We start from the raw sequence: 25,538 nt of genomic DNA, 5'->3' as shown, positions 1-25,538 counted from the left end.
CTTATAACTCCTCAATTGTAAAGTTATCATTCGTATATATACATATTTCACTTGCTATTTTAATTGCTTCAAGTGCTATCTCTTTTGCACTTAAATCTGTATGCCTTAAAAGCGCCTTTCCTGCTGCAATTGCATATGGAGAACCTGAACCAATTGAAGCAATATCATCTTCTGGTTGAATAACTTCACCTGTTCCTGAAACTATAAAAGTGTATTTTTTATCTGCTACAAGAAGCATTGCCTCCAACCTTCTTAAGACTCTATCAGTTCTCCAATCTTTTGCGAGCTCTACAGCTGCTTTTAATAAATTTCCTCCCCATTCCCTGTATTTTGCTTCAAATCTATCAAAAAGCGCCATTGCATCCGCAACAGAACCGGCAAAACCTGCAAGAACATTACCATCTCCCATCTTTCTAACTTTTTTAGCATTTCCCTTTAAAATAGTATTACCATATGTAACTTGTCCATCTGAAATCATAACAACCGAATCATTCCTTCTAACACACACCACAGTAGTCGAACGCCATTTCACAATTCCACCTCCACACTTGCCTTTTTTAACCTATTCATGACTGATAATAATATTCCTTTTTCTTCAAAAGCCTCTATAAAAGCAACATTGAAATTAGACCTATCAAATTCTCTCAGCACTTTAAACAAATTTTGAGCAATTGAATAAGGTTCTGATAATTTTCCAAGGATCATTATACGATCATCAGGATAAAATTTTTTATGTTCTTCAGGACATATAAAAACACCATTTTCACTTAATGCTTTCTTTATAACTTTCTCTCTTTGAACTTTATTGAACCTATACACTGGTTTTTCTGGCGCATAATGCCTATATTTCATACCAGGAGCTTTTGGATTTTCAACAGAACTTGCATCAATTACAAACTGTGGGATTTCAACTTTTCCAAAAATCGATTCAAGTTGCTCTATTGTTATAGGTCCAGGTCTTAATACGATAGGAATTTCAGATGTTAGATCAATAATTGTAGACTCAAGCCCAAATTCTGAATTTCCAGCATCAATAACAAAATCAATTTTCCCGAAAAGATCTTCAATAACTGCTTGAGAATCCGTAGGACTTGGTTTTCCTGATAAATTTGCACTAGGTGCAGCTATGGGGCCAGCACATTTACATAATTTTCTTGCAACAGGATGTGCAGGAATTCGAACTCCAACTGTTTTAAGCCCAGCCGTAACATTTTTTGGCAAGTTTATTTTTTGTTTCAATACAAATGTAACAGGCCCAGGTGTTAACTTATTTATCGCTTCAAAATATTTTTCAGCTACTTCTGCAATCTCTAAAAGTTTTTCAAATCTATCTACGTGAACTATTAATGGATTATCCTTTGCCCTACCTTTAACTTTAAAAATGTTGTCAACTGCTTTTTCTTCAAACGCACTTGCACCTAGACCATAAACCGTTTCTGTAGGAAACGCAACAAGTCCACCACTTTTTATCACATTACATACTTCTATTAAATCTTTTTCATTAAAATCTAATGGATCAATCTTCAATATCTTTGTTTTCACTGTATCTCCTCCAAAGATAATCAAAAACCTTCAAATAGCTGTTTAAAAACTGATTTGAAATATATGCCATTTCAAAATTTTTTGTTAGACCATTTACGGTGATATTAACCGAACCTAAAAAAACTGAATTATCCACTATCACAAATTTATGATGCAACATTTTATCTCTTACAATAACAATATTTCTAATAGGATATTTCTTTAAAATTGAGTTATTAAACCATTTGTCAGTAATTATTTTTATTTCAACTCCACGTGATTCTTTGTATTTTAAAAGAGCAAAGACTTTCTGATTGGTAAGCGCGTACACACATACATAGATTCTTTTCTTAGCACTTTGAATGAACTCTAAAAGTTTTGATTCTACATCATCATAACCCACAACAAAAAAATTTTTACATCCAGATACTTTGCCTTCATTCCATAAATTTAAAAATAAATTCTTAAAATCTTCTACCTTATCTTTCTCAAATACAACTATATCGTTGTATCCTTCAAAAAGCCCGCTATCTGTAAAATTTGCTGAGCCAAAAATTACGCCATTGTCATTCACCATGAATTTTGCGTGATGAAGAGATTTTTCATAATCTTTTAAAACCTTACATTTTAAATCCTTGTTTGAAACTTCTAATATAACCCTAACATCCAATCCTTTTTCACTTAATCTATTTATTGCTTCAACTACATAATAATTATCCAAACTGTAGGAAGAAACATAAAGAAAATTGTTAGAATTATTTATAAAATCAATTACAATATCCGTTAAATCAACAAATTCTGTAAAATAAATATTAGCTGAAAATGCTACTAAAGAAAGGAAAATAATTAAAACGCTACTTATTTTCATCTTCTCCAACCTTTAATAATGCTAAAAATGCTTCCTGAGGTATCGAAACATTTCCAATCTCACGCAATTTTTTCTTTCCCTCTTTTTGTTTCTGTAGTAATTTCATTTTTCTTGTAACATCTCCTCCATAACATTTTGCAAGAACATCCTTTCTTAAAGCTTTAATTGTAGAACGTGCTATAATTCTACCTCCAGCTTTTGCCTGAATTGGAATTTCAAATTGATGCTGTGGAATTAGTTCTGCTAATTTATCAACTAACTTTCTTGCCATTGAATACGCTTTATCTTTGTGAGCGATTATAGAAAGAGCCTCAACTGGTTCTTTATTTACCAATATACTAACCTTAACCAGATCACTTTTCCTATAACCTATAAACTCATAATCCATAGATGCATATCCTCTACTCAACGCTTTCATTTTATCAAAGAAATCAAATATTATTTCAGCAAGAGGCACTTCAAAATTCAAAACAACTCTTTCAAAACCAGCATTTTCAGTACTTATCATTGTTCCGCGCTTTTCATTTTGAACAAGATTCATCAATCTTCCAAGATATTCAGGTGGCGTTATAATCGAAAGTTTTACGTAAGGTTCATATACTTCTTGTATAGTTGATTCATCTGGGAATTTTGCAGGATCATTTACTATCAATTCTTCACCATTCTTCAATAAAACCTTATACTCAACATTTGGAGCTGTTAATATAACGGTCATTTCAAACTCTCTTTCAAGTCTTTCTTTAACAACATCCATATGCAACAAACCTAAAAAACCACACCTAAAACCAAATCCAAGAGCTGGTGAATGATCCGGGTAAAAGACAAGAGCCGAATCATTTAATTTTAATTTTTCTAGGGCCTTTCTAAGTTCTTCGTAATATTCTGGGACTCCAGGAAACATCCCAGCAAAAACCATAGGTTTAACCTCTTTATAACCTTCAAGTGGTTCTTCAACTGGATCGATTGCATTGGTAATTGTATCACCAATTCTTGCAAGCGAAACTTCTTTTATACCTGCAATTATATACCCTATATCCCCAGCTTTTAGTTCATCTACAGGGGTCATATCAGGAGTAAATACACCAGTCTCGATAACTTCATAACTTTGACCGTTTGAAAACGTCATTATTTTATCCCCAATTGAAACTTTACCATCAAATACTCTAATATAAACTATTACCCCTCTGTATTTATCGTATTTGGCATCAAATATTAATGCTTTCAATTTTCCGTCCTCATCACCACTTGGTGCGGGAACCTTTTCAATAATCTCTTCTAGTAGCTCTTCAACACCTATTCCTTCTTTTGCACTAATTTTCAAAATTTCAGAACTTGGTATACCTATTAAATCCTCAATTTCAAGTTCTGTTTCAGCAACATTGGCATTTGGAAGATCTATTTTGTTAATGGCTGGAATTATCTCCAAGTTATGCTCCAATGCTTTGTAGGTATTAGCAACAGTTTGGGCTTGAACACCTTGTGATGCATCAACTAGTAATATTGCACCTTCAACTGCTGCAAGACTCCTATCAACTTCATACGAAAAATCTACGTGGCCAGGGGTATCAACTATATTTATTTCATACTCTTTTCCATCTTTCTTGGATTTGTAAAAAACTCTTAAGGGGTGAGACTTTATAGTGATTCCCCTTTCTCTTTCAATATCCATACTATCTAAAAACTGCTCTCTCATTTTTCTTTTCTCAATTGCACCCGTTATTTCTAAAATTCTATCCGTTAATGTTGTTTTTCCATGATCTATATGTGCAATAATACTTATATTTCTTACATTCCTCAAGATTTTCCCTCCTTTAATTGAAACACCAGTTGCTTAAAATATTCTCCTCGCTCCTCAAAATTTTTAAATGCATCAAAACTTGCACCTCCTGGACTTAACATAATTACATCGCCAGGATTTGCTATTCTAAATAATTGATTTACAGCTTCATTTATACTTGAACATTCCATAAAATTAATCCCATCCAAATATGGCTTAACATCTTTTGCGATTGGACCAACCAAAGCCACAGTTTTTACAGAATTTTTCAGAACTTTTCGTAATAAAGTATAATCTTCGTTCTTCCCAATTCCAGCCATTATAAGATGCAGCTTTCCATCAAAATTTTCAACTGCCCTTATTACTGCAGCAGCATTAGTTGCCTTTGAGTCATTAAAAAATTTAACTCCATTTATTTCAGTAACATATTCCATTCTGTGTGGTAACTTTTCAAAATCTTCCAAAAAATCTATATTAAATTCAAATCCTGCAACTTCAACAATAGTCTTTGCAGCCGCTACATTTTCAATAGTTTGTTTATACCTTAAATGCTCTGGAAGTTGATGTATTTCAAAATCATATTTAAATGGAACTTTCTTTGCTTTAACTTTACCAAGATTCTTAACTATATATTCATCATTAGGGTTATAAACAAAAAAATCATTCTCATCTTGGGAAAGTGTTATTTTAAATTTCGAATTTATATAGTGACTCATTTCCGGGTGCCAATTCAAATGATTAGGATAAATGTTTAAAATCGAAGATATATTAGGTTTGAATTTATCGGACCAAAATAGTTGAAAACTACTCACTTCTAAGACCAAATAATCAGCTCTTAAATCATCATTCAACAACTTTGCTATAGGAATTCCTATATTTCCAGCAAGCAATGTTCTTTTATACTTGTTTAATACATGCTGAATCATAGATACAGTAGTACTCTTTCCCACTGAACCAGTTACTGCAATAACATAAGGAAACCAATTTATCTTTTCAAATTCTTTTAAACAAAAAGAAATTTCCGTATCTATCTTTATATTATTTTCCTTTGCCTTTTTGATTATATCATTCTCAAAATGTATTCCAGGACTAACAAGGATAACATCCGAATCTAATACTTTTTCAGTATGACCATTTTCTTCAAAATCCACACCAAAAGAATTCAAAAACTCTTTATCAACTTCACTTAATTTTTTCCCTTCACTTACAAAAACTCTTTCTCCTTTTTTTAAAAGATATTTCAAAATTTCCTTATTACTAATTCCAAAACCAAGTAGTGTATATTTCAAAATCAATCACCTCTATCTTATTTTAGCATATTCAAAAAATTTTTCATTTCATTTATACATATTTCATGAAGTTTCTCTCTCTTTTCATTTTTCTTCATCTTAACGTTTATTAAACCAAAATTTGCATACATAGGTTTTAATTCATCAGCTTTTGTAATATAATTAATTAATGCACCCATCATGGTCTTAGGAGGTAATTTTACAGGTTCCTTCCCACTTAAAATTCTAGATATATTTAAACCAACATATATACCACAAGCTGCAGATTCTAAATATCCTTCAACACCTGTGATTTGACCTGCAAAGAATATATTTTTATATTTCTTATGTCTTAAAAATTCGTCTAAAACTCTTGGAGTATCAATATACGTATTTCTATGCATAACACCGTATCTTAAAATCTCTGCATTTTCAAGCCCAGGAATGAGCCTAATTATTCTTTTTTGTTCAGACCATTTCAAACGCGTTTGAAATCCAACAATATTATACATATTCCCTTCTTCATCTTCTTTCCTTAATTGTATAACTGCATAAGGAATTTCTCCCGTGTGTGGATTTACTAATCCAACCGGGCGTAGTGGTCCAAATAACAAAGATTTTTCGCCACTTTTTGCTATCTCTTCAATTGGTTGGCATCTTTCAAAAAGAAGCTTTCTATCAAAGTCTTTCATTTCAATCATTTCAGCATTAACTAATTCACGATAAAATCTTTCATATTCTTCTTTTGTCATAGGGCAATTAATATAATCTCCTGTTCCAACACCATATCTATCGCCTACAAAACATTTATTAAAGTCAATACTATCTCTTGAAATTATTGGTGCAACTGCATCAAAAAAGTTTAAAAATCCACCTGTTAACTTAGAAAGCCATTGCGCAAATTTTCCATCTGTAGTAGGCCCAGTTGCAACTACCCAAATTTCATTCGTATCTAGATCTATTTTTTCAACTTCTTTTCTTACTATCTCAATATTTTCAAAACTTTCTAAGACTTTTGTAATACATTGTGAAAATTTTTCTCTATCAACAGCTAATGCTTTTCCAGCAGGAACTCTTGTTTTGTATGCACAATTCAAAACTAGTGAATCAAGAAGTTTCATCTCTTCTTTCAATATCCCCTCAGCATTTTTTAAACTTTCGGACTTTAAAGAATTGCTACATACAAGTTCCCCAAAAGTCTCCATTTTATGTACTGGTGAGAACTTCACAGGTTTTTGCTCAAAAATTCTAACTTTAAATCCTTCCCTCAATAATTTATATGCAACTTCAACACCAGCAAGTCCAGCCCCAACAATATTAACTCTCAAACTTGTCACCCTCTTTTACAAGCCCTCCATTTTTCGCATCAAGAAAAGTTATAGGCTTTTTACCTGGAAACTGAATATATTTAATCCCTACAATTCCACCCTTTGCACTAATAAATCCACCTTCATTATTTATCTTTAGCACCTTTCCATATTCTTTTATATTTTCATCTGCTTCAACATAAAAGACTTGGAAAAGTTTTACTATCTTTCCCTTCAAAACCGACCTAACACCAGGAATAGGATCATATGCTCTGATTTTATTTTTTACAGTCATATAATCAGCAGAAAAATCTAATTCCAAATCTTCTTTTGAAATTTTTGGCGCATAAGTTGGCTCACCTTCTTGTGGATAAAGATTAGGAGGATAATTATTTAAAAACTCCAACAATGCCTCTTTTCCAAGACTTAAAAGTTTTTCATACAAGCTACCAAATGTTTCAAATTCACCAACACTTATTTCTTTCTTCAAAGCAATAGGTCCATCATCCATCCCTTCACCAATTTTAAAAATAGTAATTCCTGTTACACTTTCACCATTTTCTAACGCCCTTTGAATTGGTGCGGCACCTCGGTATTTTGGAAGAAGCGAAGCATGTATATTATAAAAAGGAATTGCATTTAAAAATGGAGGTTTTAAAAGTTTTCCATAAGCAACTACAATTCCTAGATCTGGCTTATATCTTTCAATAATCGAAAGTCCCTCACTTGTAAGTTTTGTTGGTTGAAAGACAGGAATATTATATTTTTGTGCAACCTCTTTTACTGGAGTAGGTTGAACCTTTTTACCCCTCCCCTTTGGTTTATCAGGTTGCGAAATAACTGCTACAACATCAAAATTATTTTTTATTAAAAACTCAAGATGTTCACTTGCAAAAGAAGGGGTTCCTAAAAATAGTATTCTCATAGCTTACCTCCTTCAATAAAAAAGGATGCTATTTGCATCCTTTATATTTTTCAAAAAGTTTTAAGAAATCATCGTTTGAAAGCTGTTGTGGACGCAATTTTAGATCAAATTCCGAAAAACAGTCCAAATTTTTGACAAAACCTTTCAAATTATTCAAAAGAGTTTTTCGCTTTTTTTCAAAACATTTTGATACAAAAGTCCAAAACTCTTCTATATTATATTTTTCATAAATATTTTCCTTACGGGTAAATTTTAATACTACACTATCAACTTGAGGTGGTGGAACAAAATTCCCTTTTGAAACATGTAATACTTTCTCAATATCTGTAAATGTTTGAACCACAACAGTTAAAAAACTTCTATCCTCACCGGGCTTTGCTAATAATCTATCTCCAACTTCTTTTTGAACCATTAAAACAGCTGTTGAAAACTTGGAAAAAAGTATTTTTTTTATTATCATTCCCGTTATTGAATATGGTATATTTGAAACAACCTTGAAATTTTCTCCCAGAAGCTTCATATCAAATTTTAAAAAATCTTGATAATAAATTTTAAAATTTTCAAACTCATTAAACCTGTCCAAAATGGGAGTTAATCTTTTGTCAATTTCAACCGCTACAACATTTGCTCCTTTTTTAATCAAAAGTTCCGTAATCGTTCCAGCGCCGGGACCTATTTCAAGAACAGTCTCACCAGTTTGAATATCTGCACTTTCTACTATTTTCTTTGCAATTTCCATATTTGTAAGAAAATTCTGCCCCAGTGACTTTTTTAAGTTTAATTTATATTGCCTTAAATAATCAGCAATTTTCACTCTTTCAACTCCACCTTTACAAATCCGGGATACTCAAGACTTATTATTTTCCCATTTTCATATTTTATTTTTATACTCTCGTCTTGAAATTTTATTTCAAAAATTTCTCCATTTTTCTTTAAACTTGCTTGTCCAGTTGCAAATTCTGTCTTTGAAGGATTAAAAATTAACTGTGGTACAACAAGTTGAAAATAAGGTATAGGATACTCTAATAGCCTTTCAATATGTGCCAAAATAAAATTGTTATCAAGTATAACAAACTTTCCACCTGAAAGTTTATAACTTGTCTTTGAACCATATCTAGTCTCATAAACAAAATTAATTTCATTTCCATTATTTTCGGCTTTTAAAACTCCAGTAAAACTTCCATCAACAGTAAAAGCAGCCACATAACTTTTAAACCATAAGCCGTCATATACAGTTGTAGCGTCAACTGTGTATACAACTCCATAATCTATCGTAGATATACTTCTATAGGTTTGTGGATCAACTTTAATCAGTACAGAAGTTCCAAACGACGTTTCACCAATTTTTATGTTATACACACTTGAAAAAGAAAGTATAAATATAGATAAAATCAAAAATACGCTTAATCTTCTCATACATTTCACGCTCCTAAATAGATATAATATTGCTCACACACATTGCAGTCATTGCTTTGAGATTAGTTTCCGGATATACATTATTTCCAGTCTTAAACTTTATACTTACAGGGCAATTAATAATCTTTTCTAGATTTTTTGAAATTTCAGCCCTATACTTTCCAAGTCTAAAATCGGTAATTAACACGCAGTCAACGCTTTCTGGAAAAAAACCATTTTCTTTCATACTCTTTAGAACATTTTCAAGAATAAAAACACTACTTATACCTTTTGGAACATCTTTTTCTGGAAAAAGTTCACCTATATCTTTTTTCAGTGAAACACCTACAAATGAATCTACAATACTATGAATCAAAACATCTGCATCCGAATGACCATCAAGCCCTATATCTGATTCTATCTCTACACCACCTAAAATTAATTTTCGATCTTTTTTTATAGGATGGGTATCCCATCCTATTCCACTTGCAATATTCAATTTTGATTTTTTATACATTCTAAATATCTTATTATCCAACCCCTTCTCCACAACAAATCCCATTCTTTTATACTTTTCAATTAATCCTTCTGTAACATCCGTCAAAATTCTGTTATAATCATGTGATATTACAAATCTATATAAAAGCTCATATTCCAAGTAAAAATCTTGTGCAGAAAGAGAAATAATATATACATCATCTACTGAAAAATTCAACAAAATTTGACCTATTATAGATGCTAATTTAACACCTGTACCCAAAACTTTCAATCCTAAAATTTTAATCCACTTTTCATATCTGTGCCTAAAAGCACTTTTAGAAGCATAAAGGAGAACACCTAAAATTTTTCCTTCATCACTTTCAATTACAAGTGAATTTTCCATTAAGAAAGGAGGAATATTAAAAAGTATTGCCTTTTTAATTATTTCAAAGGCATCTTTTTTAAATAAATAATCAAAGTATTCTTTTTTTTCTTCATATATGAATTTAGCGCAATCTATGTAATTATCTTCGTTAATTGTCGTAAATTTCATTAATACACTCTCCTATAGTATCTTTAGAAAGTAAAGTATTATAATCAAAAGCCCAGAGAATATCATAGTAGTTATAAATGCCCAGAAAAGCTCAGAACCGCCAGGAACATTTAAATTAGCAGGTTTTACTATTTTTACTTTATGTTCTGAAACCTTTTCTGTATTTTTTTGCTTCTCTATCAAAACATTTTCATCATATAACAATTTAAATGAAGGACTTACTACAAATTTTCCATAAATTTCATCGCCAAGGTCTATTTTACATAAATACAAATATCCTTTTTTTGTAGGAACCATTTCCTTAGCCAAAATTCTTGCAGGAAATGGTAAGACTTTATTGTCTTCGCCAAAATTTTTTGGATATTTTTGCCTTAATTTTTCCTCCAATTTATTTATATCCACAGGAACTACATATATAACATCTCCCACGTCAAATTTAGTAATTGATTCTCCACCTATTGGATCAATAACAGGGAAAAATTCTGGCAGCTTTTCAAGGTCGGATCTTTTATACAAGTCACTTACAATTACATCTTCAAAGTCTTCTTTCATATCTAGAACGTTATAAGCCGAATATTCCTCAAGCGTTAAACCATCTGCTACTACCTCCAAGTCAGGTTTTGGAGACCATTCTTCAATTAAACCGGATAATATAACTTTTAAAAGTTCCATGTCATTTTCCTTTACTGCAGCCGTAATTTCAACACCTACAGCAATTTTCCCTCTTTTATTAAAAATTGTATTCAAAAATGAATTAAAAGAAATTGTCAAATCCTCAACGACTGATTCTTTCATCAGTTCATTTTTTAACTTGTTATATTTCTCCTTAAAATCTAAAATATTATCATTTAAGTCTATCTCTTCTAGTTGCTCAGAAAATCTAAGTGGTACCATCAAAAAATCAAAATCCGGCGCATTATTAGCTTTCCCAAAAAGAAAGCCAACAAATTCTTCCGCAGTAGCTTTACTTCTTCCTTTTACCTTAACAAAATATAGGTCCATTCATTAAACCCCCTATATATATTCACCTGAATTTAAATTCTTATTCACAATCTTATCAATTCCAACTACACAGTTTTTACCAATTTCAACTTTACTTTCAATAATACTATCCATACCAATGACGGTTATTTCTGAATTGTAAACCTTTTTATTTAATTTACTTTCTGCAAATTCTCCAACTCCAATCTTTACAAAATCTCCAATAACTACATTTTCAGCAATTATAGCATTTTCAATATAACAATTTTCACCAATTCTTACATTACTCATTATAACTGAATTTTTAACAACTGAACCTTTCCCAATTTCCACACCTTGTGCAAGAACGGAATTTGAAACAGCACCGTAAATTTCACATCCCTCACTAATAAGTGAATTTTTAACTTTTGTACTATCTGCTATGTAAGCAGGAGGCATTTCTTTAGAGTGAGTATAAATACGCCAATTTTCATCATGAATATTGAAAGGTGGTATTGGCCTTGTAAGTTCTAAGTTAGATTCCCAGTATGAATAAATTGTTCCTACATCTTTCCAATAACCATCAAATGGAAATGCAAAAACTCTTTCTGTTTGAATAATCTTTGGAATGATATCTTTACCAAAATCGTGAGAACTCTGATCATTTTTCGCATCTTCAATTAATACTTCTCTTATAAAACTCCACTGGAAAACATAAATACCTAATGAAGCAAGTGTAGATTTAGGCTGTTTAGGCTTTTCTTGAAATTCTATTATTCTATTTTCAAGATCAGTAACCATTATACCAAACCTACTAGCTTCTGATAGTGGAACTTCCATACAAGCAACAGTTGCAAGTGCACTTTTAGCTTTATGATAATCAAGCAGTTCATTATAATCCATTGAATAGATATGATCCCCTGATAAAATAACAACATATTCTGGATTATAATCATCTACAAATTCTATATTTCTATAAACAGCATCTGCTGTACCATTATACCAAACACCTTTTTTTTCAGTATAATAGGGTTGCAAAATAGTTACTCCACCATCTTTTCTATCTAAATCCCAAGGTTTACCTATTCCTATATGCTGATTCAAAAGATGTGGCTTATATTGTGTCAAAACTCCAATTTTATAAATTCCTGAATTAACACAATTACTTAATGTAAAATCAATAAGTCTATATTTCCCTCCAAATTGAACAGCAGGTTTTGCTATCTTTTCAGTTAATACTCCAAGTCTTGTACCTTGACCACCAGCTAAAATAAGCGCAACAACATTCTTCACGCTATCAACCCCTATATTATAGTCCTCTTTTCAAGTACCACTAATTCATCTTCACCAATTATAACTTGACCTTCTCTAACATGACAATCTTTATCCAGTATAGCATTCTTTACAACAGCACCCTCTTCAATTACTGTACCTTGCATAATTATCGAATTTTCTATTTTTGCACCAGCCTTTACAATAGTTCCTCTAAAAAGAACAGAATTTTTCACACTACCTGAAATAATACTTCCATCTGCAACTATAGAGTTTATAACTTCGGAATTAGATGTAAATTTTGCAGGTGGAAAATCTTTTAATTTAGTGTACACTTTACCATTTTGATAAAACAATTCTTCCCTTACATTCCTATCATTAATAATATCCATATTTATTTTGAAATATTCATCAATACCTTTTTTAATATTTCTCCAATATCCCTTAAAATCATATGCATATACATTAAGTTCATCAAGTCGAGGTAATATAACGTCTAGTAAAAGATCGTTTCCTCCATTAGGCACCGTAGAATATAGCAACTCCATTAAAAGGTGTTTGTTAATAAAGTATATCCCCAAAAATGCCCTTCTAGTTGGAGGATTTTCTACTTTTTCATAAAATTGAGTAATTTTCATATTTTCATCTACAACGACACTTCCATATTGACTTATATCGTACGTATCATCGAGCTCTTTTGTTACAAGAGTTATATCTGCACCTTTTGAAAAATGATACATATAAAGATCGCTATAATTCATTTTGTAAATATGATCTCCTGAGCCTATCAATACATAATCTTCTTCCCCACGTCTTAGTATAGTCATATTTTGAAATATTGCATCTGCAGTACCTTTATACCAATATTCACCAGAAAAACCTATATAAGGTTGCAAAATAAATAAACCACCTTTTTTTCTATCTAAATCCCATTCTTTACCAGAACCAAGGTGATCCATTAAACTTCTAGGGTTATATTGCGTTAGAACCCCTACTTTTATAATTCCAGAATTAACCATGTTACTCAAAGTAAAATCTATTGCTCTATATTTTCCAGCTATAGGTAGGGCTGCACTTGCACGTTTGTAAACTAGCTTTCCCAGGTTCTCACTTTTTCCCCCTGCAAGAATTAAGCCTAATACTTTCAATATATCACCTACCTTTAACTATACTAATTCCCGAACTTGTTCCAATACTATTTGCACCTGCCCTTATCATATTTACTGCATCCTCATATGTTTTTACTCCGCCCGATGCCTTAACCCCCATACTATCTCCAACAACCCATCTCATTAAATTTACATCTTCAACCTTTGCTCCAGCTGTTCCAAAACCTGTAGATGTCTTAACAAATTCTGCGCTAGCCTCTTTAGAAATCACACATGCTGCAACCTTTTCTTCATCAGTCAAATAACATGTCTCTATAATAACCTTAACAGGAACATTAGCAGCTTCAACAACTGCTTTAATGTCGTTATAAATATACTCATAATTTTTCTGCTTTAGATAACCAATGTGAATTACCATATCAACTTCGTCAGCACCATCTGCAACTGCAACTTTTGTTTCTTCAACCTTTGCTCTTGTAGATGTTGCACCCAATGGAAAACCTATAACTGTAACTACTTTAACATCCGTTCCATCTAATTGTTTTTTAACAAGAGGTACAAACGAAGGATTTACACATACACCTCTAAAGTTATATTCCTTTGCTTGCTCACATAACTTCAAAATATCTTCCTCAGTTGCCGTGGCCTTTAAGTTTGTATGTTCAATGTATTTATTAACATCTTTAACTTCTATGTTTTTTAATTCAAACTTGTAGCTTTCTTTAAACTCTCTAATTTTTTCCTCCACAATTTTTTTTATATCCATATTTTTCACACTCCTTTACCTATTTCTTTTTAAATATTCATTTATTTTTCTATTAATTTCTCTCTTTTTAATATCTTCCCTTTTATCATACTTTTTCTTTCCTTTAGCAACAGCGATCTCAACTTTTACTAATCCTCTTGAATTAAAATAAATCTTTGTAGGTATTATGGTAAGCCCTTGCTCCTTAACTTTACCAATAAGCCTATGAATCTCCTTTTTGTGAAGGAGTAATCTTCTAGGTCTTTCTGGATCATGGTTATTTAAATTGCCATTTCTATATTGTGGGATATTCAAATTTAAAAGAAAAACCTCTCCATTTTTAATTCGACAAAAGCTGTCTTTAAAATTTGCTCCTGACTCCCTTAAAGCTTTAACCTCTGTTCCTCTAAGTTCAATTCCAGCTTCATATGTTTCCAAAATATTGTAGTCTGAATATGCCTTTTTGTTTGTAGCTATTACCTTCATATGCTTCACCTACTTGTGTATTCCTGGAACTTTTAGATAATTACCTTCTCTTTCAGGAAAATTCTCCCTTATACCTTCTACATTTTCAAAATCAACAGCACCATTTTCCCTAAGAGATGCACTAGACTCTAAAGGAGTATACATTGGCTCAATACATTCTGTATCAACGTTATTTAACAATTCAAAATAATCAACTATTTTTTGCATTTCATTAATGAATTCTTGCTTATTTTCAATTTCCAGTCTTGCTAATTTTGCAATTTCTTCAATCAACTTTTCATCTATTTTCAAGTCAAACACCTCCATGTACTATTTTTTCTTAAAAAACCCCGGTAAATTCTTTATATCAAATTTTACTGCTTCTTTATTTTCTTTCAAAAGTTCCTCATATAATTCCTTTCTTAAAACCTTAACATCTTTTGGAGCTTCTATTCCTATCTTTATTTCTCCTCCATCTATCCTTAAGATTTTAATTTCTATATCATTACCAATTATTATGCTCTGACCTATTTTTCTTGATAAAACAAGCACTTAAATCACCTCATTCTTGAAAAGAAAACTCCGAAAGTTTGTGTTTTATTTTATACTTTTCCGTGTCTAAAATGATCTGTTTTCCTTTTCCTTTTTCCATATTAATAACTATTGGTGCTCTTAAATTTACTGTAGTTTCTTCTGGATGACCCGACGGTATAGTTAAAACAGCCCATACAGCAACCTTTTCTTTATCCTCTATCTCAAGCTCCTTTATATCTTCATTAGAAATTTCAATCTCATAATTTTTATCAACAATCCATGGATCAATTATTGGAAGTGAAACATTTTCATCCTCGAGAGATACAAGCCAAAGTATTGGCAAAGTATCTTTTAATGAGATTACAGAAAATTTTCTCAAGTGTTCAAAACCAGGAATCCCTTTTTCAAAAGTTATTATTTCATTTTCATTTATCTCAATTTCACCTAACCTAGTATTATATTTCAACTTTTCACCTCATTTCATACCATTCAAAGATCGTAAAGTAAAATTCTTCAGACCATTCATTATCTTCAAATATTTCGTGATAAGCTCCTTCAAATCTAACTAATTTTTTATTTTCCTTCATAAGCTGTAAATTATTGAAAAATAAATAGCTACCCTGTGGTGGTGTAACCTTGTCCGCAGTACCAACAAGCATCATAGTCGGTACAGAAATAATTCCAACTTTTTCATGGGCTAATTTCACATTTTTCAATAAACTTTTTGCAAGTTTTATACTTATCTTATCATGTACAAGATCATCAGTTATGTATTTCTCAACAGCTTCCTCGTTTCTGGATAAATCTTTTGGATCTATTCCATTTCTTAACGTAAGCGCTGGATAAATTATGCTAAATAAATTTAAAAGCAATAGTTGTGAAAACTTTGGTGAAAGAAATAATGCAGGAGAAGAAACTACTAAAGATCTGACTCTTTGTAAGTTTTCTTGGGTGTACCTGATTGAAATTAGACCGCCTAAACTGTGGCCAAAGATATGAAACTTTTCTATATTATTTTCTCTAGTCAGATCATTTATTACAGATATAACTTCTTCAATAGATGTATGACCACGCTTTCCTGGACTTCTCCCATGACCAGGAAGATCAAACCCAAGAACAGCATACCCCCTCTCAGCTAAGCCATCAATTAATTTTTCGTACCTTCCAATATGCTCTCCAAGTCCATGAACTACAACAACCCATCCCTTTTTAGGTTCACCTTTTTTAATTGAATATATCAACCCACTCCCCCCTTGTTTACATGTCTAACATCAACTATCTTTGGTTTATATCTTTTATCCCAAATTCTAAATATTGCAAATGCTCCACTCATAAATAAAAGACCTATCAAAAAGCTAAAATAATCAGAAAGTTTTAAATACGTCCCAAGACTTACTCCCAAAACTAAAAGTATCACTGGAAGTCCGTACAAAAGAAAGGCAAGCAAGGCCGGACGATATTTTAAATCTAAAATAACAAAATCTCCAGGAAAATATTCAAATTTATTATCTTTTTCCACTTTTAATTGCTCCACAGACTTTACATTACAACTACCCGATATAGCACATGAACTACAACCACTTGTATCACGCTCAAGATAAATATATTTCTCATCCACTTTTGCTATAGTAAATAATTCTTTCATATTATCACCTTATTCAATCAAAATTAAAAATGGATAGTGTACCTGACCACCTTCATATGTTTCAAGTTCTAAATCTGGATATATCTTTGAAATAAAACTTTCAAAAATATCAATTTCTACTGCCGTTGCATCTTTTCCAATTATTGCAGTTACAATTTCCCTATCTTCAATATCTTCAATTTTTTCAAACGTCTTTTCAAGTGCAATTCTAAAATCCATATCATGTACTGAAAAATCATTATTTAAAAAGACAAGATACTCGTCTTTCTTTATCTTCTCACCTTTTAATTTTGCATTTCTAACCGCTCTAGTAATAGATATAGTTACAACTTCTAAAATTGCTTCTTTGAAAACTTCAAACAATTTTTCTGGCTCTTCATCAGGAATATTCCTAATCAATGCTGCAATACATTCTTGAACATTTTTACTCTCAACAACGTATACAGCTTTATCTTTAACAGTTTCTGCAACTTGCTTTGCAGCAAGTATAATATTTGAATTGTTTGGAAAAACAAACACATTTTCGGCATTAACACTTTCAACTGCCGCTTTCAAGTCGGCTGTACTTGGATTCATTGTTTGACCACCAAAAACTATCTGATCAACTCCTAAATCTTTTAAAATTCTTGAAATCCCTTCCCCAGGAGACACAGCTACTATTCCTATTTTCTTTTTCTCTTGCTCTACTTCTTTTGAAACAAAATGTTCATGTTGCATTTTCATATTATCTATTTTAACTTTCATCAATTCCCCTACTGTTAAGAACTTTTCTATTACATTTCCAGGGTTATTGGTATGCACATGTAACTTAATAACACTATCTTGGACGAAAAATACTACTGAATCTCCAATTTCATACAAAAAGTTCCTTAATTCCTCTTCCTTATCAGACTCCAAAGTCTCATAAGATTTTATTATCAACTCAGTACAGTATTGAAACTTCAAATCTTCAGGAATTATATTGATTTCTTCTACTGGCATTGTTGTAGTTTTTATATTCAAATCTATTTCTTTTTCGCCTTGTATATATTTATAAAATCCTTCAGCAATATAATATAATCCCTTCGCACCAGCATCTACAACGCCAGCTTCCTTTAATTTTTTTAACATACTAGGTGTATCTTTAACTGCCTTATCTAAAACTTCAAGCACTTTTTCGAAAAATTCTTTGAAATCACTGCTGTCAATTAAATAATCTACATTCTCAGCCAAATACCTTATAGCAGTCAATATAGTACCCTCTACTGGCTTCATAACTGCACCATATGCAACTTCTTTTGCACTTTTAAATGCGTATGCAAAATCTTCTATCGTTATTTCAGACTTTCCTTTCAAATAATCTGTAAATCCTCTAAAAATTTGTGACAATATTACTCCAGAATTTCCCCGTGCACCCATCAGTGTTCCATTTCTTATAGCTTCTATTATCTTATCCGCTCTTTCATCTTCCACACTCTCAAGATATTTACAACCTTCCAAAAGAGTTGATGACATGTTTGACCCGGTGTCACCATCTGGAACCGGGAAAACATTTAGTGCATTTATCTCATCTTTATGTTTTAAAAGATTTTCTGCACCTTTCATAAATAAATATTTCAGCTCTTTGGCTGTTATTTTATCCAATGTATAACCCTCCTTACTATTTCACGTCTATAACATGGACATTTACTTCAACACTTTCACAGCCAGCTAAATTTTGAAGTTTATGTTTCACATTTTCTATAATATTCCTTCCAACCTCTGAAATTTTTGTGCCATATTCCAACTCCACATAGGCATCAACTTTAACATGTCCAAATTCATCTTCTTGAATCTTAACTCTACTTTCCTCACTACTTAGTAGCTTTGAAAACCAGCTATCTGATGAAATACTTACTGGACCGTAGGTCTCTAAAATTGCAAAATATACTAATTTTCTGATTGCATTTAATGTAATATCAAGTTCACCAAGTTCTGTTTGAATCTTCATAATTCTTCCTCCTTTCAATAACACCTTTTATCTGATTTTCAATCCCCTCTTCATCAAGCATTAATATCTTTAAAAGTTCTTTTCTACTTCCATGTGGTACGAATCTATCTTCAATTCCTAATATTCTAATCTTTCCATACCTACTCAAAGACTCTCCAAAACCACCATTTATAACTCCTTCTTCGATCGAAAAAACTTCTTCGTGATTTTCAAAAACCCAACTTAAAGTTTCTGTATCAATTGGTTTTACAGATCTTGCATATACTAAGGTCCAGCCATTTCTTTTTGCAACGGAAAGTGCTGATTTTGTAGGATATCCAGTTGCAATAATAGCAATATCTTTTCCTTCGTTTAAAATTTGCCATTTATCTAAATCAACCAATCTAATTTTATCATATAATTCTTCAAATTTTCCAAATTCATAATCACGTGGGTATCTTATTGCAACAGGTCCATCTATATTAAACTTAAAAACAGTATGCATTATATTAAGCAAATCTTGAATATCCATCGGCGCATAAATTTTCATATTGGGAATCATTTTCAAGTATGCAATATCAAAAACTCCATGATGGGTTGGCCCATCCTCACCCACCACACCAGCTCTGTCAATTGCAAAAATTACTGGAAGATTCTGTAGAGCTATATCATGAATTATTTGATCAAATCCTCTTTGCAAAAAGGTAGAATACACAGCAAACACAGGTTTAAAACCCAAAGTGGACATTCCTCCAGCAAATGTGACGCACATTTGCTCAGTTATTCCAAGATCAAAAAATCTTTCTGGAAATCTTTTTGCAAATTCATTCAAACCTGTTCCACTCTTCATGGCAGCGGTAATTGCTACAACCTTTTCATCTTTTTCTGCAATTTTAGTTAACATTTTGCCAAATGCCTCACTATACGAAATTATTCCTTTACTTTTTATGAAAACTCCCGATGAAACATCAAATTTACCCGCACTATGAAAACTTTCAGGATCAACTTCTGAATTTTCAAATCCTTTACCTTTAACAGTATTAACAGTTAATATTGTTGGATAATCATAATCTTTAATTCTTTTTAATTCATCTTCAAGTTCTTTCAAATTATGACCATCTACAGGCCCAAAATGTTTCAAACCAAGCCCCTCAAAGAAATCTTCTCCACTTATTGAAACCTTTATAGCATCTCTTATTCGTTTCAATTCATTCTTTAATTCAAAACTCATAGATTTTTTTAGAGTTTTTTTTGTCTCTAAATATACTTTGCTTGATCTAAGCTTGTCAAAAAGGTGAGATAACGCACCTACATTTTTTGATATTGACATAGAATTATTATTGACAATTATTTTTATCTTTGAATTTAAAGTCTTAATTTGATTTAATGCCTCAAGCGATTGACCAGAGGTTAGGGCACCATCACCAATAACAACTACTACATTTGCACTGCTATTATTTAATCGCAATGCCTGCTCAATTCCTAGTGCAGCAGAAATAGCCGTTCCAACATGCCCTGCACCAAATCTATCAACATAAGACTCAAAAATGTTTGTATATCCACTCAAACCATTAAATCTTCGAATAGTTGAAAACAAATCCCATCTTCCCGTTAACAACTTGTGGGTGTAAGTCTGATGCCCCGTATCCCAAATAATGAAATCTTCATAGGGATTGTAAACCCTATAAAGTGCAAGAGTTAACTCAACCACACCTAAGTTTGACGCAAGATGGCCACCATTTTTTGATATGACATCTATAATATATTCTCTTATGTGCTCTGCAAAATTTTCTAACTCATCGTAATCCATTCTTCTTATATAAGAAATATAATCCACTTAATCACCTCTTTAATTTTGGAAAAACTTATTTAACTTCTATTTTCTCAACTCCCATGTAGGGAACTAAAACTTTTGGAACAGTTATACTTCCATCTTCGTTCTGATAGTTTTCAACAATGGCCACTAAAGTTCTCCCAACAGCAAGTCCCGATCCATTAAGTGCATGTGCATAATGCAATTTATTATCACTTCCTCTATACCTTATATTAGATCTTCTTGTTTGAAAATCTGTAGTGTTACTACATGAAGAAATTTCTTTGTAGGAATTGTAAGATGGAAGCCATACTTCTATATCGTAAGTTTTTGCAGAAACAAATCCCAAATCACCGCTACATAAAGAAACAACTCTGTAAGGAAGTTCCAAAAGCTGTAATATTCTTTCTGCATCCTGTGTTAACCTTTCAAGATCTTCAAAGGATCTTTCAGGAGTTGTTATCCATACTAGCTCAACCTTATCAAATTGATGCTGTCTAATCATTCCACGAACATCTTTTCCATAGCTTCCTGCTTCCCTTCTGTAACATGCAGAATACGCTGTATATTTTATTGGAAGATCTTTTTCAGAAAGTATTTCTTGTGCATGAAGTGCCACAAGTGGAACTTCAGCTGTTGGAATTAAAAACATATCATCTTTTTCAATACAATATGCATCTTCTTCAAATTTTGGAAGTTTACCAGTCCAAAGCATTGCATCTCTCTTAACAAGTTGTGGCACCCAAACTTCGGTATATCCATGTTCTTTTGTATGAACATCAAGCATAAACTGAATCAAGGCTCTCTCTAGTCTTGCTAAATAGCTATACAAAACTGTGAACCTTGAACCACTTAATTTTGCACCTCTTTCAAAATCCATCATTAAAAGTTCAGGACCAAGGTCCCAGTGAGCTTTTGGCTCAAAATCAAACTTTCTAGGCTCTCCCCATCTTCTAATTTCGATATTTTCCGATTCATCTTTTCCAAATGGAACATCTTCTGCTGGAATATTTGGAATATTTAATGCTAAATTTTGCATTTCTTCTTCTAATTGTTTTTCTTGCTCTTCTATTTTCTTTATCTCTTCTCCTATTTTCTTACTTTCCTCTATTAATTTGCTTGCTTTTTCATTATCCTTTTCAGCCTTTGCCTTTGCAACCAACTTAGAAAACTCATTTCTTTTTGCTTTTAATTCATTTACCTTTGCAACGAGTTGTCTCCATTCTTTATCTACATCTAAAATTTTGGCAATAATTTCTGTATCCATATTTCTTTTCTTTAAAGCATCATAAAATATTTCAGGATTTTTTCTTAATAATTTAACATCAATCATTTTAATCACTCCTCAAACAACTTTTTTAAATTTTCTTCGTAAGGAGGATAAACTACGCCTTTTTCAGTTATTATTGCAGTTACAAGCTCTGCATCTGTAACATCAAATGCAGGATTAAATACTTTTACCCCATCTGGTGCAATCTGTTTTCCACCGCAATGTGTAACCTCTGTATGCTTTCTTTCTTCAATAGGAATATCTTTACCAGTTTTTGTATTTAAATCAATTGTACTCGTTGGTGCAGCTACATAAAAAGGAATTCCGTGCCTTTTTGCTAAAACAGCGACCATATAAGTTCCTATCTTGTTTGCAACATCACCATTTGCAGCTACCCTATCAGCACCAACAATTACTGCGTTTATTTTACCAAGTTTCATTGACCAGCCAGACATATTATCACTTATTAATGTTACATCTATTCCGTCCTTCATCAATTCCCAAGCAGTAAGTCTAGCCCCTTGCAAATATGGCCTTGTTTCATCAGCAAAAACTTTTATCTTCTTTCCTTGCTCAACAGCCGCTCTTATAACTCCAAGAGCTGTACCATAATCAACCGTTGCAAGTGCACCTGCATTACAATGAGTTAATACAGTATCTCCATCTTTTAAAAGTTCTGCACCATATCTACCAATTGCCTTATTTACCTCAATATCTTCTTTTGCAATATTCATAGCTTCTTCTTCAAGATATTCTAAAATACCTTCTATTTTTCCATATTTCTTTAATGAATCTTCCATTCTATTTAAAGCCCAAAACAAATTAACCGCTGTAGGTCTTGTATTTGCTAAAACTTCTTTTACTTCTTCCATTTTTTTAACAAATGCATTAAAATCTTCAACAAACATTTCTCTTGCTCCAAGAACATATCCAAAAGCTGCAGAAGCACCTATAGCAGGAGCACCTCTTACAACCATATCTTTTATCGCTACAGCAACTTCCTTATATGACTTGCAACTGACATACTCTTCAACAAGTGGTATTTTCCTCTGATCAATTAAAATCAATTCATCTCCAGTCCATTCCATAGTCATAGTTTTCAATTTCATATCAAAACCTCCTTTTCACTTTATCTATTATTTAATTATATCATATCTTAAAATAACTAAATATTTCTAAATAGTAAAATAAAATGTATGTTTTAAACTTTTGATGAAAGTTTGCAAATTATGTTAAAATATCAAGGCTCAAAATAGGAGTCATTTGTTTGACTCCAAAAAAGAAAGGGAGGTAGTCTTATGAAAAAACTTTTACTTATATTGCTTTTACTAGTCTCTGTATTTTCATTTTCTGTAAAAAACGTTATCTACATGATAGGGGATGGTATGGGAATTAATCATGTAATGCTTGCAAGCTATCTTGAAGGAAGACTTCTAGAGTTTATGAAAACCCAAAATATTGCACTAGTAACTACACATTCTGCAAATAGTAATGTTACGGATTCAGCAGCTGCTGGAACTGCGCTTTTTACTGGTTTTAAAACTAACAATGGAATGATCGGCATATTGCCAGATGGTACAACTGTTCCTACAATTGCAGAGATTGCAGCAAAATACGGTGTAAAAATTGGAATAATAGCAACATCAAGAATCACTCACGCAACTCCAGGTGCAGTGTACGGTCATGTAAATTCAAGAAGTGACGAAAACACTCTTGCAGAACAATTAGTTAACAGCCCTATAACAGTTGCGTTTGGTGGCGGCTGGAGACATTTTGTAGCAACTGGCGGAAAAAGAAAGGATGGAAAAGATCTAATTAAATTGGCAAAAGAAAAAGGATTTGATTATATTACAACAAAAGAAGAACTACTTAATTACAACGGAAAAAAAGTAATAGGACTTTTCAATTCAAGCCATTTACCAGCGTATACTGATAGGGTAAATGAACCAACACTTTCTGAGATGACAAAAAAAGCCCTTGAAATACTGTCAAAAGATAATTCACCTTTCTTTTTAATGATAGAAGGCTCACAAATAGACTGGGAAGCACATGGAAATGATCCATACGGCGTTTGGAAAGAAATAATTGAATTTGAAGAAGCATTCAAAGTTGCTATGGAATTTTTAAAACAAAACCCAGATACCTTGATTATTGTTACCGCAGATCACGAAACTGGAGGCCTAGGCCTTTCAAGTGGTGGATATTATTTTGATGTTGAAATGATAAGAAAATTTAGTAAAAACACAGATTTTATATCAAAAGAGTCAAATAAAGACAAGATTAAATTAAAAGAGCTCATTAAAAAATACTATCAATTAGAATTAACCGATGAAGACTTAGAGCTTTTTGACTCTCTAGTAAAAGAACAGGGAAACTCATATTATGCATTTTCAAATGCAATAGGAAGATTAGTAAGTAAAAAGGCACACCTTGGTTGGACTACATATGATCACACAGGCGCACCTGTTGCACTATACGCATTTGGACAAGGCGCTGATAACTTTAAAGGTTTAATAGATAACACTGAAATACCAAGAATTATTGCAAGACTTGCGGGATACCCACTTACATTTCCTACCTATAAACTACCAGTATCAGGTGGACATTAATTAAGTAACATTTGGTAAAAAATAACCCCCAAGAATTTTAATCATCTTGGGGGTTATTTTTTAGATATTAATTATTCTGTTCTACATCCACTTTATAATAAACCTCGACTGTACTTTCGTTTTTAAATTTACTAAATTCACTGTCAATAAAGTTTGCCCACATATTTTTCTTCTTTTCAGATAAAATCATATTTGAAATTTCTTCCCTTACCTCATCAAATTTCTTAGATTGCATTGGAACAACATTTTCTACTTTAAAGATGTAATATTTTTCATCTACATCTATTGGCCCCAACAATGCGCCTTGAGGTGCATTCTTTATATAGTTCCATAACTTACCTGGGAAAGTAGTATCCTCAGCTATATTTTCATATTTAAATTGAGAAATGCCATATTCACTTGCAATACTATCAAACGTTTCACCAGAAACTATCTTAGTTTTTACAGCATTTGCAACTTTTTCGTTATCAAAAGCTATTAAGCTTAGAGTATATTGTGTTGGTGTAGAATACTCATCAATATGTTTTTGATAATAATCCATCAATTCTTCATCAGAAACTGTTGCATCTTTTGTAACAACATTGAAAAGTCTTTCAAGTGATAGATTAACAAGAGTTTCAAAATACATCTTTTCTTTAAAATCTTCTAAAGTTCCCATATTTGCATACTGCAAATACATATCAAATGTTTTTTCATCAATTCCCTGTTGGTTTAAATAGTCCGATATTTGTTTATCAACTACATTTCTTACTTCTTCCTCAGTCGGTCTTGCTCCATACTTTTGAGCAAACTGTACTATTAACAACTTATTTACTAAATCATCTAAAACTACTCTTTTGTATCTTAATATTACTTTTACACCCTCTTCGGTGTTCGATAAAACACTAAAAAACGTTTGGTCCACCTGACTTATACCGATCATAAGTTTTTGCACGTCTGCAGCTCTATTTAGCTGTTCAAGCGTAATAGCCTCACCGTTTACTACTGCAACAGTTGATGTTGCTGGAAGTTCCTCGGAAAAAATCACCACTGAAAAAACAACCAAAAGTAAAAGCAAAAAACGTTTCATACAAT

At 31.9% G+C, this 25,538-nt stretch carries 27 protein-coding genes; 1 reads left to right on the top strand and 26 read right to left on the bottom strand.

The genetic code is table 11. The features are described from left to right. Window position 1 precedes the first annotated feature (1 nt). The 25 genes from hslV to mtnA are packed head-to-tail and all read right to left on the bottom strand — an operon-like array spanning window position 2 to window position 22,964. Window positions 2-532 (bottom strand): ATP-dependent protease subunit HslV, encoded by a 531-nt coding sequence (gene hslV / locus OB7_RS00560; protein WP_004104244.1) that lies wholly within the window; start codon window positions 530-532, stop codon window positions 2-4. After that, on the bottom strand, window positions 529-1,542 hold the full coding sequence (locus OB7_RS00555; RefSeq protein ID WP_114702220.1) for an L-threonylcarbamoyladenylate synthase: 1,014 nt from the start codon (window positions 1,540-1,542) through the stop codon (window positions 529-531). The genes hslV and OB7_RS00555 overlap by 4 nt, the downstream gene beginning before the upstream one ends. Then, entirely contained in the window at window positions 1,517-2,389 is an 873-nt protein-coding gene (locus OB7_RS00550; protein ID WP_012579597.1) for a phospholipase D-like domain-containing protein, read from the bottom strand. The genes OB7_RS00555 and OB7_RS00550 overlap by 26 nt, the downstream gene beginning before the upstream one ends. Continuing rightward, complete coding sequence (gene lepA / locus OB7_RS00545; RefSeq protein ID WP_114702219.1) at window positions 2,376-4,187, bottom strand: translation elongation factor 4; 1,812 nt, start codon at window positions 4,185-4,187, stop codon at window positions 2,376-2,378. The genes OB7_RS00550 and lepA overlap by 14 nt, the downstream gene beginning before the upstream one ends. Then, entirely contained in the window at window positions 4,184-5,455 is a 1,272-nt protein-coding gene (murD, locus tag OB7_RS00540) for a UDP-N-acetylmuramoyl-L-alanine--D-glutamate ligase (RefSeq protein ID WP_004104249.1), read from the bottom strand. Before murD ends, lepA begins: the two co-directional genes overlap by 4 nt. A 17-nt stretch (window positions 5,456-5,472) precedes the next feature. Next, window positions 5,473-6,762: a methylenetetrahydrofolate--tRNA-(uracil(54)-C(5))-methyltransferase (FADH(2)-oxidizing) TrmFO gene (trmFO, locus tag OB7_RS00535; RefSeq protein WP_012579598.1), complete on the bottom strand. Its 1,290-nt coding sequence runs from the start codon at window positions 6,760-6,762 to the stop codon at window positions 5,473-5,475. After that, entirely contained in the window at window positions 6,752-7,666 is a 915-nt protein-coding gene (gene fmt / locus OB7_RS00530) for a methionyl-tRNA formyltransferase (RefSeq protein WP_114702218.1), read from the bottom strand. The genes trmFO and fmt overlap by 11 nt, the downstream gene beginning before the upstream one ends. Before the next feature lie 28 nt (window positions 7,667-7,694). After that, window positions 7,695-8,480 carry a 16S rRNA (adenine(1518)-N(6)/adenine(1519)-N(6))-dimethyltransferase RsmA gene (gene rsmA, locus OB7_RS00525; protein ID WP_114702217.1) on the bottom strand — a complete coding sequence of 262 codons (786 nt, stop codon included), beginning with the start codon at window positions 8,478-8,480 and terminating at the stop codon, window positions 7,695-7,697. Continuing rightward, complete coding sequence (locus tag OB7_RS00520) at window positions 8,477-9,082, bottom strand: hypothetical protein (RefSeq protein ID WP_004104253.1); 606 nt, start codon at window positions 9,080-9,082, stop codon at window positions 8,477-8,479. The genes rsmA and OB7_RS00520 overlap by 4 nt, the downstream gene beginning before the upstream one ends. A gap of 13 nt (window positions 9,083-9,095) precedes the next feature. Further along, window positions 9,096-10,094 carry a 2-C-methyl-D-erythritol 2,4-cyclodiphosphate synthase gene (locus tag OB7_RS00515; RefSeq protein ID WP_114702216.1) on the bottom strand — a complete coding sequence of 333 codons (999 nt, stop codon included), beginning with the start codon at window positions 10,092-10,094 and terminating at the stop codon, window positions 9,096-9,098. A 12-nt stretch (window positions 10,095-10,106) separates the two neighbouring features. After that, on the bottom strand, window positions 10,107-11,096 hold the full coding sequence (locus tag OB7_RS00510; RefSeq protein ID WP_004104255.1) for a DUF4899 domain-containing protein: 990 nt from the start codon (window positions 11,094-11,096) through the stop codon (window positions 10,107-10,109). Between the two features lie 12 nt (window positions 11,097-11,108). Continuing rightward, the gene (locus OB7_RS00505) at window positions 11,109-12,347 is read right to left on the bottom strand and encodes a glucose-1-phosphate adenylyltransferase (RefSeq protein WP_114702215.1); all 1,239 of its coding nucleotides are present in this window, start codon (window positions 12,345-12,347) and stop codon (window positions 11,109-11,111) included. 11 nt (window positions 12,348-12,358) lie between these two features. Continuing rightward, window positions 12,359-13,474: a glucose-1-phosphate adenylyltransferase subunit GlgD gene (glgD, locus tag OB7_RS00500; RefSeq protein WP_114702214.1), complete on the bottom strand. Its 1,116-nt coding sequence runs from the start codon at window positions 13,472-13,474 to the stop codon at window positions 12,359-12,361. A 4-nt stretch (window positions 13,475-13,478) separates the two neighbouring features. Beyond that, entirely contained in the window at window positions 13,479-14,201 is a 723-nt protein-coding gene (deoC, locus tag OB7_RS00495; protein WP_114702213.1) for a deoxyribose-phosphate aldolase, read from the bottom strand. Window positions 14,202-14,216: 15 nt separating this feature from the next. Further along, entirely contained in the window at window positions 14,217-14,666 is a 450-nt protein-coding gene (gene smpB / locus OB7_RS00490) for an SsrA-binding protein SmpB (protein ID WP_004104260.1), read from the bottom strand. 9 nt (window positions 14,667-14,675) lie between these two features. Beyond that, complete coding sequence (gatC, locus tag OB7_RS00485) at window positions 14,676-14,966, bottom strand: Asp-tRNA(Asn)/Glu-tRNA(Gln) amidotransferase subunit GatC (protein ID WP_249030974.1); 291 nt, start codon at window positions 14,964-14,966, stop codon at window positions 14,676-14,678. Window positions 14,967-14,975: 9 nt separating this feature from the next. Beyond that, entirely contained in the window at window positions 14,976-15,197 is a 222-nt protein-coding gene (gene csrA / locus OB7_RS00480; protein ID WP_114702212.1) for a carbon storage regulator CsrA, read from the bottom strand. A gap of 10 nt (window positions 15,198-15,207) precedes the next feature. Further along, entirely contained in the window at window positions 15,208-15,645 is a 438-nt protein-coding gene (gene fliW, locus OB7_RS00475; RefSeq protein ID WP_114702211.1) for a flagellar assembly protein FliW, read from the bottom strand. Window positions 15,646-15,649: 4 nt separating this feature from the next. Beyond that, window positions 15,650-16,420, bottom strand: coding sequence for an alpha/beta hydrolase (locus tag OB7_RS00470; RefSeq protein WP_004104265.1), 771 nt, complete (start codon window positions 16,418-16,420; stop codon window positions 15,650-15,652). Then, entirely contained in the window at window positions 16,417-16,824 is a 408-nt protein-coding gene (locus OB7_RS00465) for a SoxR reducing system RseC family protein (protein WP_012579610.1), read from the bottom strand. Before OB7_RS00465 ends, OB7_RS00470 begins: the two co-directional genes overlap by 4 nt. Before the next feature lie 9 nt (window positions 16,825-16,833). After that, complete coding sequence (locus OB7_RS00460) at window positions 16,834-18,447, bottom strand: DAK2 domain-containing protein (RefSeq protein WP_114702210.1); 1,614 nt, start codon at window positions 18,445-18,447, stop codon at window positions 16,834-16,836. 16 nt (window positions 18,448-18,463) lie between these two features. After that, a complete protein-coding gene (locus OB7_RS00455; RefSeq protein ID WP_004104284.1) occupies window positions 18,464-18,793 on the bottom strand; it encodes an Asp23/Gls24 family envelope stress response protein in 330 nt (109 codons plus the stop codon). Then, on the bottom strand, window positions 18,768-20,609 hold the full coding sequence (gene dxs, locus OB7_RS00450) for a 1-deoxy-D-xylulose-5-phosphate synthase (RefSeq protein WP_114702209.1): 1,842 nt from the start codon (window positions 20,607-20,609) through the stop codon (window positions 18,768-18,770). The genes OB7_RS00455 and dxs overlap by 26 nt, the downstream gene beginning before the upstream one ends. Window positions 20,610-20,637: 28 nt before the next feature. Then, on the bottom strand, window positions 20,638-21,918 hold the full coding sequence (serS, locus tag OB7_RS00445; protein ID WP_114702208.1) for a serine--tRNA ligase: 1,281 nt from the start codon (window positions 21,916-21,918) through the stop codon (window positions 20,638-20,640). Window positions 21,919-21,923: 5 nt separating this feature from the next. After that, the gene (mtnA, locus tag OB7_RS00440) at window positions 21,924-22,964 is read right to left on the bottom strand and encodes an S-methyl-5-thioribose-1-phosphate isomerase (RefSeq protein WP_012579614.1); all 1,041 of its coding nucleotides are present in this window, start codon (window positions 22,962-22,964) and stop codon (window positions 21,924-21,926) included. Between the two features lie 189 nt (window positions 22,965-23,153). Between mtnA and OB7_RS00435 the strand changes: the two genes are divergently transcribed. Then, window positions 23,154-24,464 (top strand): alkaline phosphatase, encoded by a 1,311-nt coding sequence (locus tag OB7_RS00435; RefSeq protein WP_114702207.1) that lies wholly within the window; start codon window positions 23,154-23,156, stop codon window positions 24,462-24,464. A gap of 67 nt (window positions 24,465-24,531) precedes the next feature. Here OB7_RS00435 and OB7_RS00430 read toward each other — a convergent pair whose 3' ends face one another. Beyond that, window positions 24,532-25,533, bottom strand: coding sequence for a peptidyl-prolyl cis-trans isomerase (locus OB7_RS00430; protein WP_114702206.1), 1,002 nt, complete (start codon window positions 25,531-25,533; stop codon window positions 24,532-24,534). Between the last annotated feature and the right edge of the window lie 5 nt (window positions 25,534-25,538).

The organism is Thermosipho africanus Ob7, from assembly GCF_003351105.1.
GTDB classification, from domain to species: domain Bacteria; phylum Thermotogota; class Thermotogae; order Thermotogales; family Fervidobacteriaceae; genus Thermosipho; species Thermosipho africanus.
Note: the sequence above shows the minus strand (reverse complement) of the source record. Positions and strands in the feature narration are given on the sequence as shown.

Excerpts from the sequence above, each read along its gene's own strand:
- mtnA (WP_012579614.1), bottom strand. The coding sequence starts at position 22,964 with ATGAAATTGAAAACTATGACTATGGAATGGACTGGAGATGAATTGATT.
- OB7_RS00520 (WP_004104253.1), bottom strand. The coding sequence starts at position 9,082 with ATGAGAAGATTAAGCGTATTTTTGATTTTATCTATATTTATACTTTCT.
- OB7_RS00435 (WP_114702207.1), top strand. The coding sequence starts at position 23,154 with ATGAAAAAACTTTTACTTATATTGCTTTTACTAGTCTCTGTATTTTCA.
- fmt (WP_114702218.1), bottom strand. The coding sequence starts at position 7,666 with ATGAGAATACTATTTTTAGGAACCCCTTCTTTTGCAAGTGAACATCTT.
- smpB (WP_004104260.1), bottom strand. The coding sequence starts at position 14,666 with ATGAAGGTAATAGCTACAAACAAAAAGGCATATTCAGACTACAATATT.
- OB7_RS00465 (WP_012579610.1), bottom strand. The coding sequence starts at position 16,824 with ATGAAAGAATTATTTACTATAGCAAAAGTGGATGAGAAATATATTTAT.
- deoC (WP_114702213.1), bottom strand. The coding sequence starts at position 14,201 with ATGGATATAAAAAAAATTGTGGAGGAAAAAATTAGAGAGTTTAAAGAA.
- OB7_RS00455 (WP_004104284.1), bottom strand. The coding sequence starts at position 18,793 with ATGAAGATTCAAACAGAACTTGGTGAACTTGATATTACATTAAATGCA.
- OB7_RS00515 (WP_114702216.1), bottom strand. The coding sequence starts at position 10,094 with ATGAAATTTACGACAATTAACGAAGATAATTACATAGATTGCGCTAAA.
- OB7_RS00430 (WP_114702206.1), bottom strand. The coding sequence starts at position 25,533 with ATGAAACGTTTTTTGCTTTTACTTTTGGTTGTTTTTTCAGTGGTGATT.
- serS (WP_114702208.1), bottom strand. The coding sequence starts at position 21,918 with ATGATTGATGTTAAATTATTAAGAAAAAATCCTGAAATATTTTATGAT.
- OB7_RS00510 (WP_004104255.1), bottom strand. The coding sequence starts at position 11,096 with ATGGACCTATATTTTGTTAAGGTAAAAGGAAGAAGTAAAGCTACTGCG.
- OB7_RS00550 (WP_012579597.1), bottom strand. The coding sequence starts at position 2,389 with ATGAAAATAAGTAGCGTTTTAATTATTTTCCTTTCTTTAGTAGCATTT.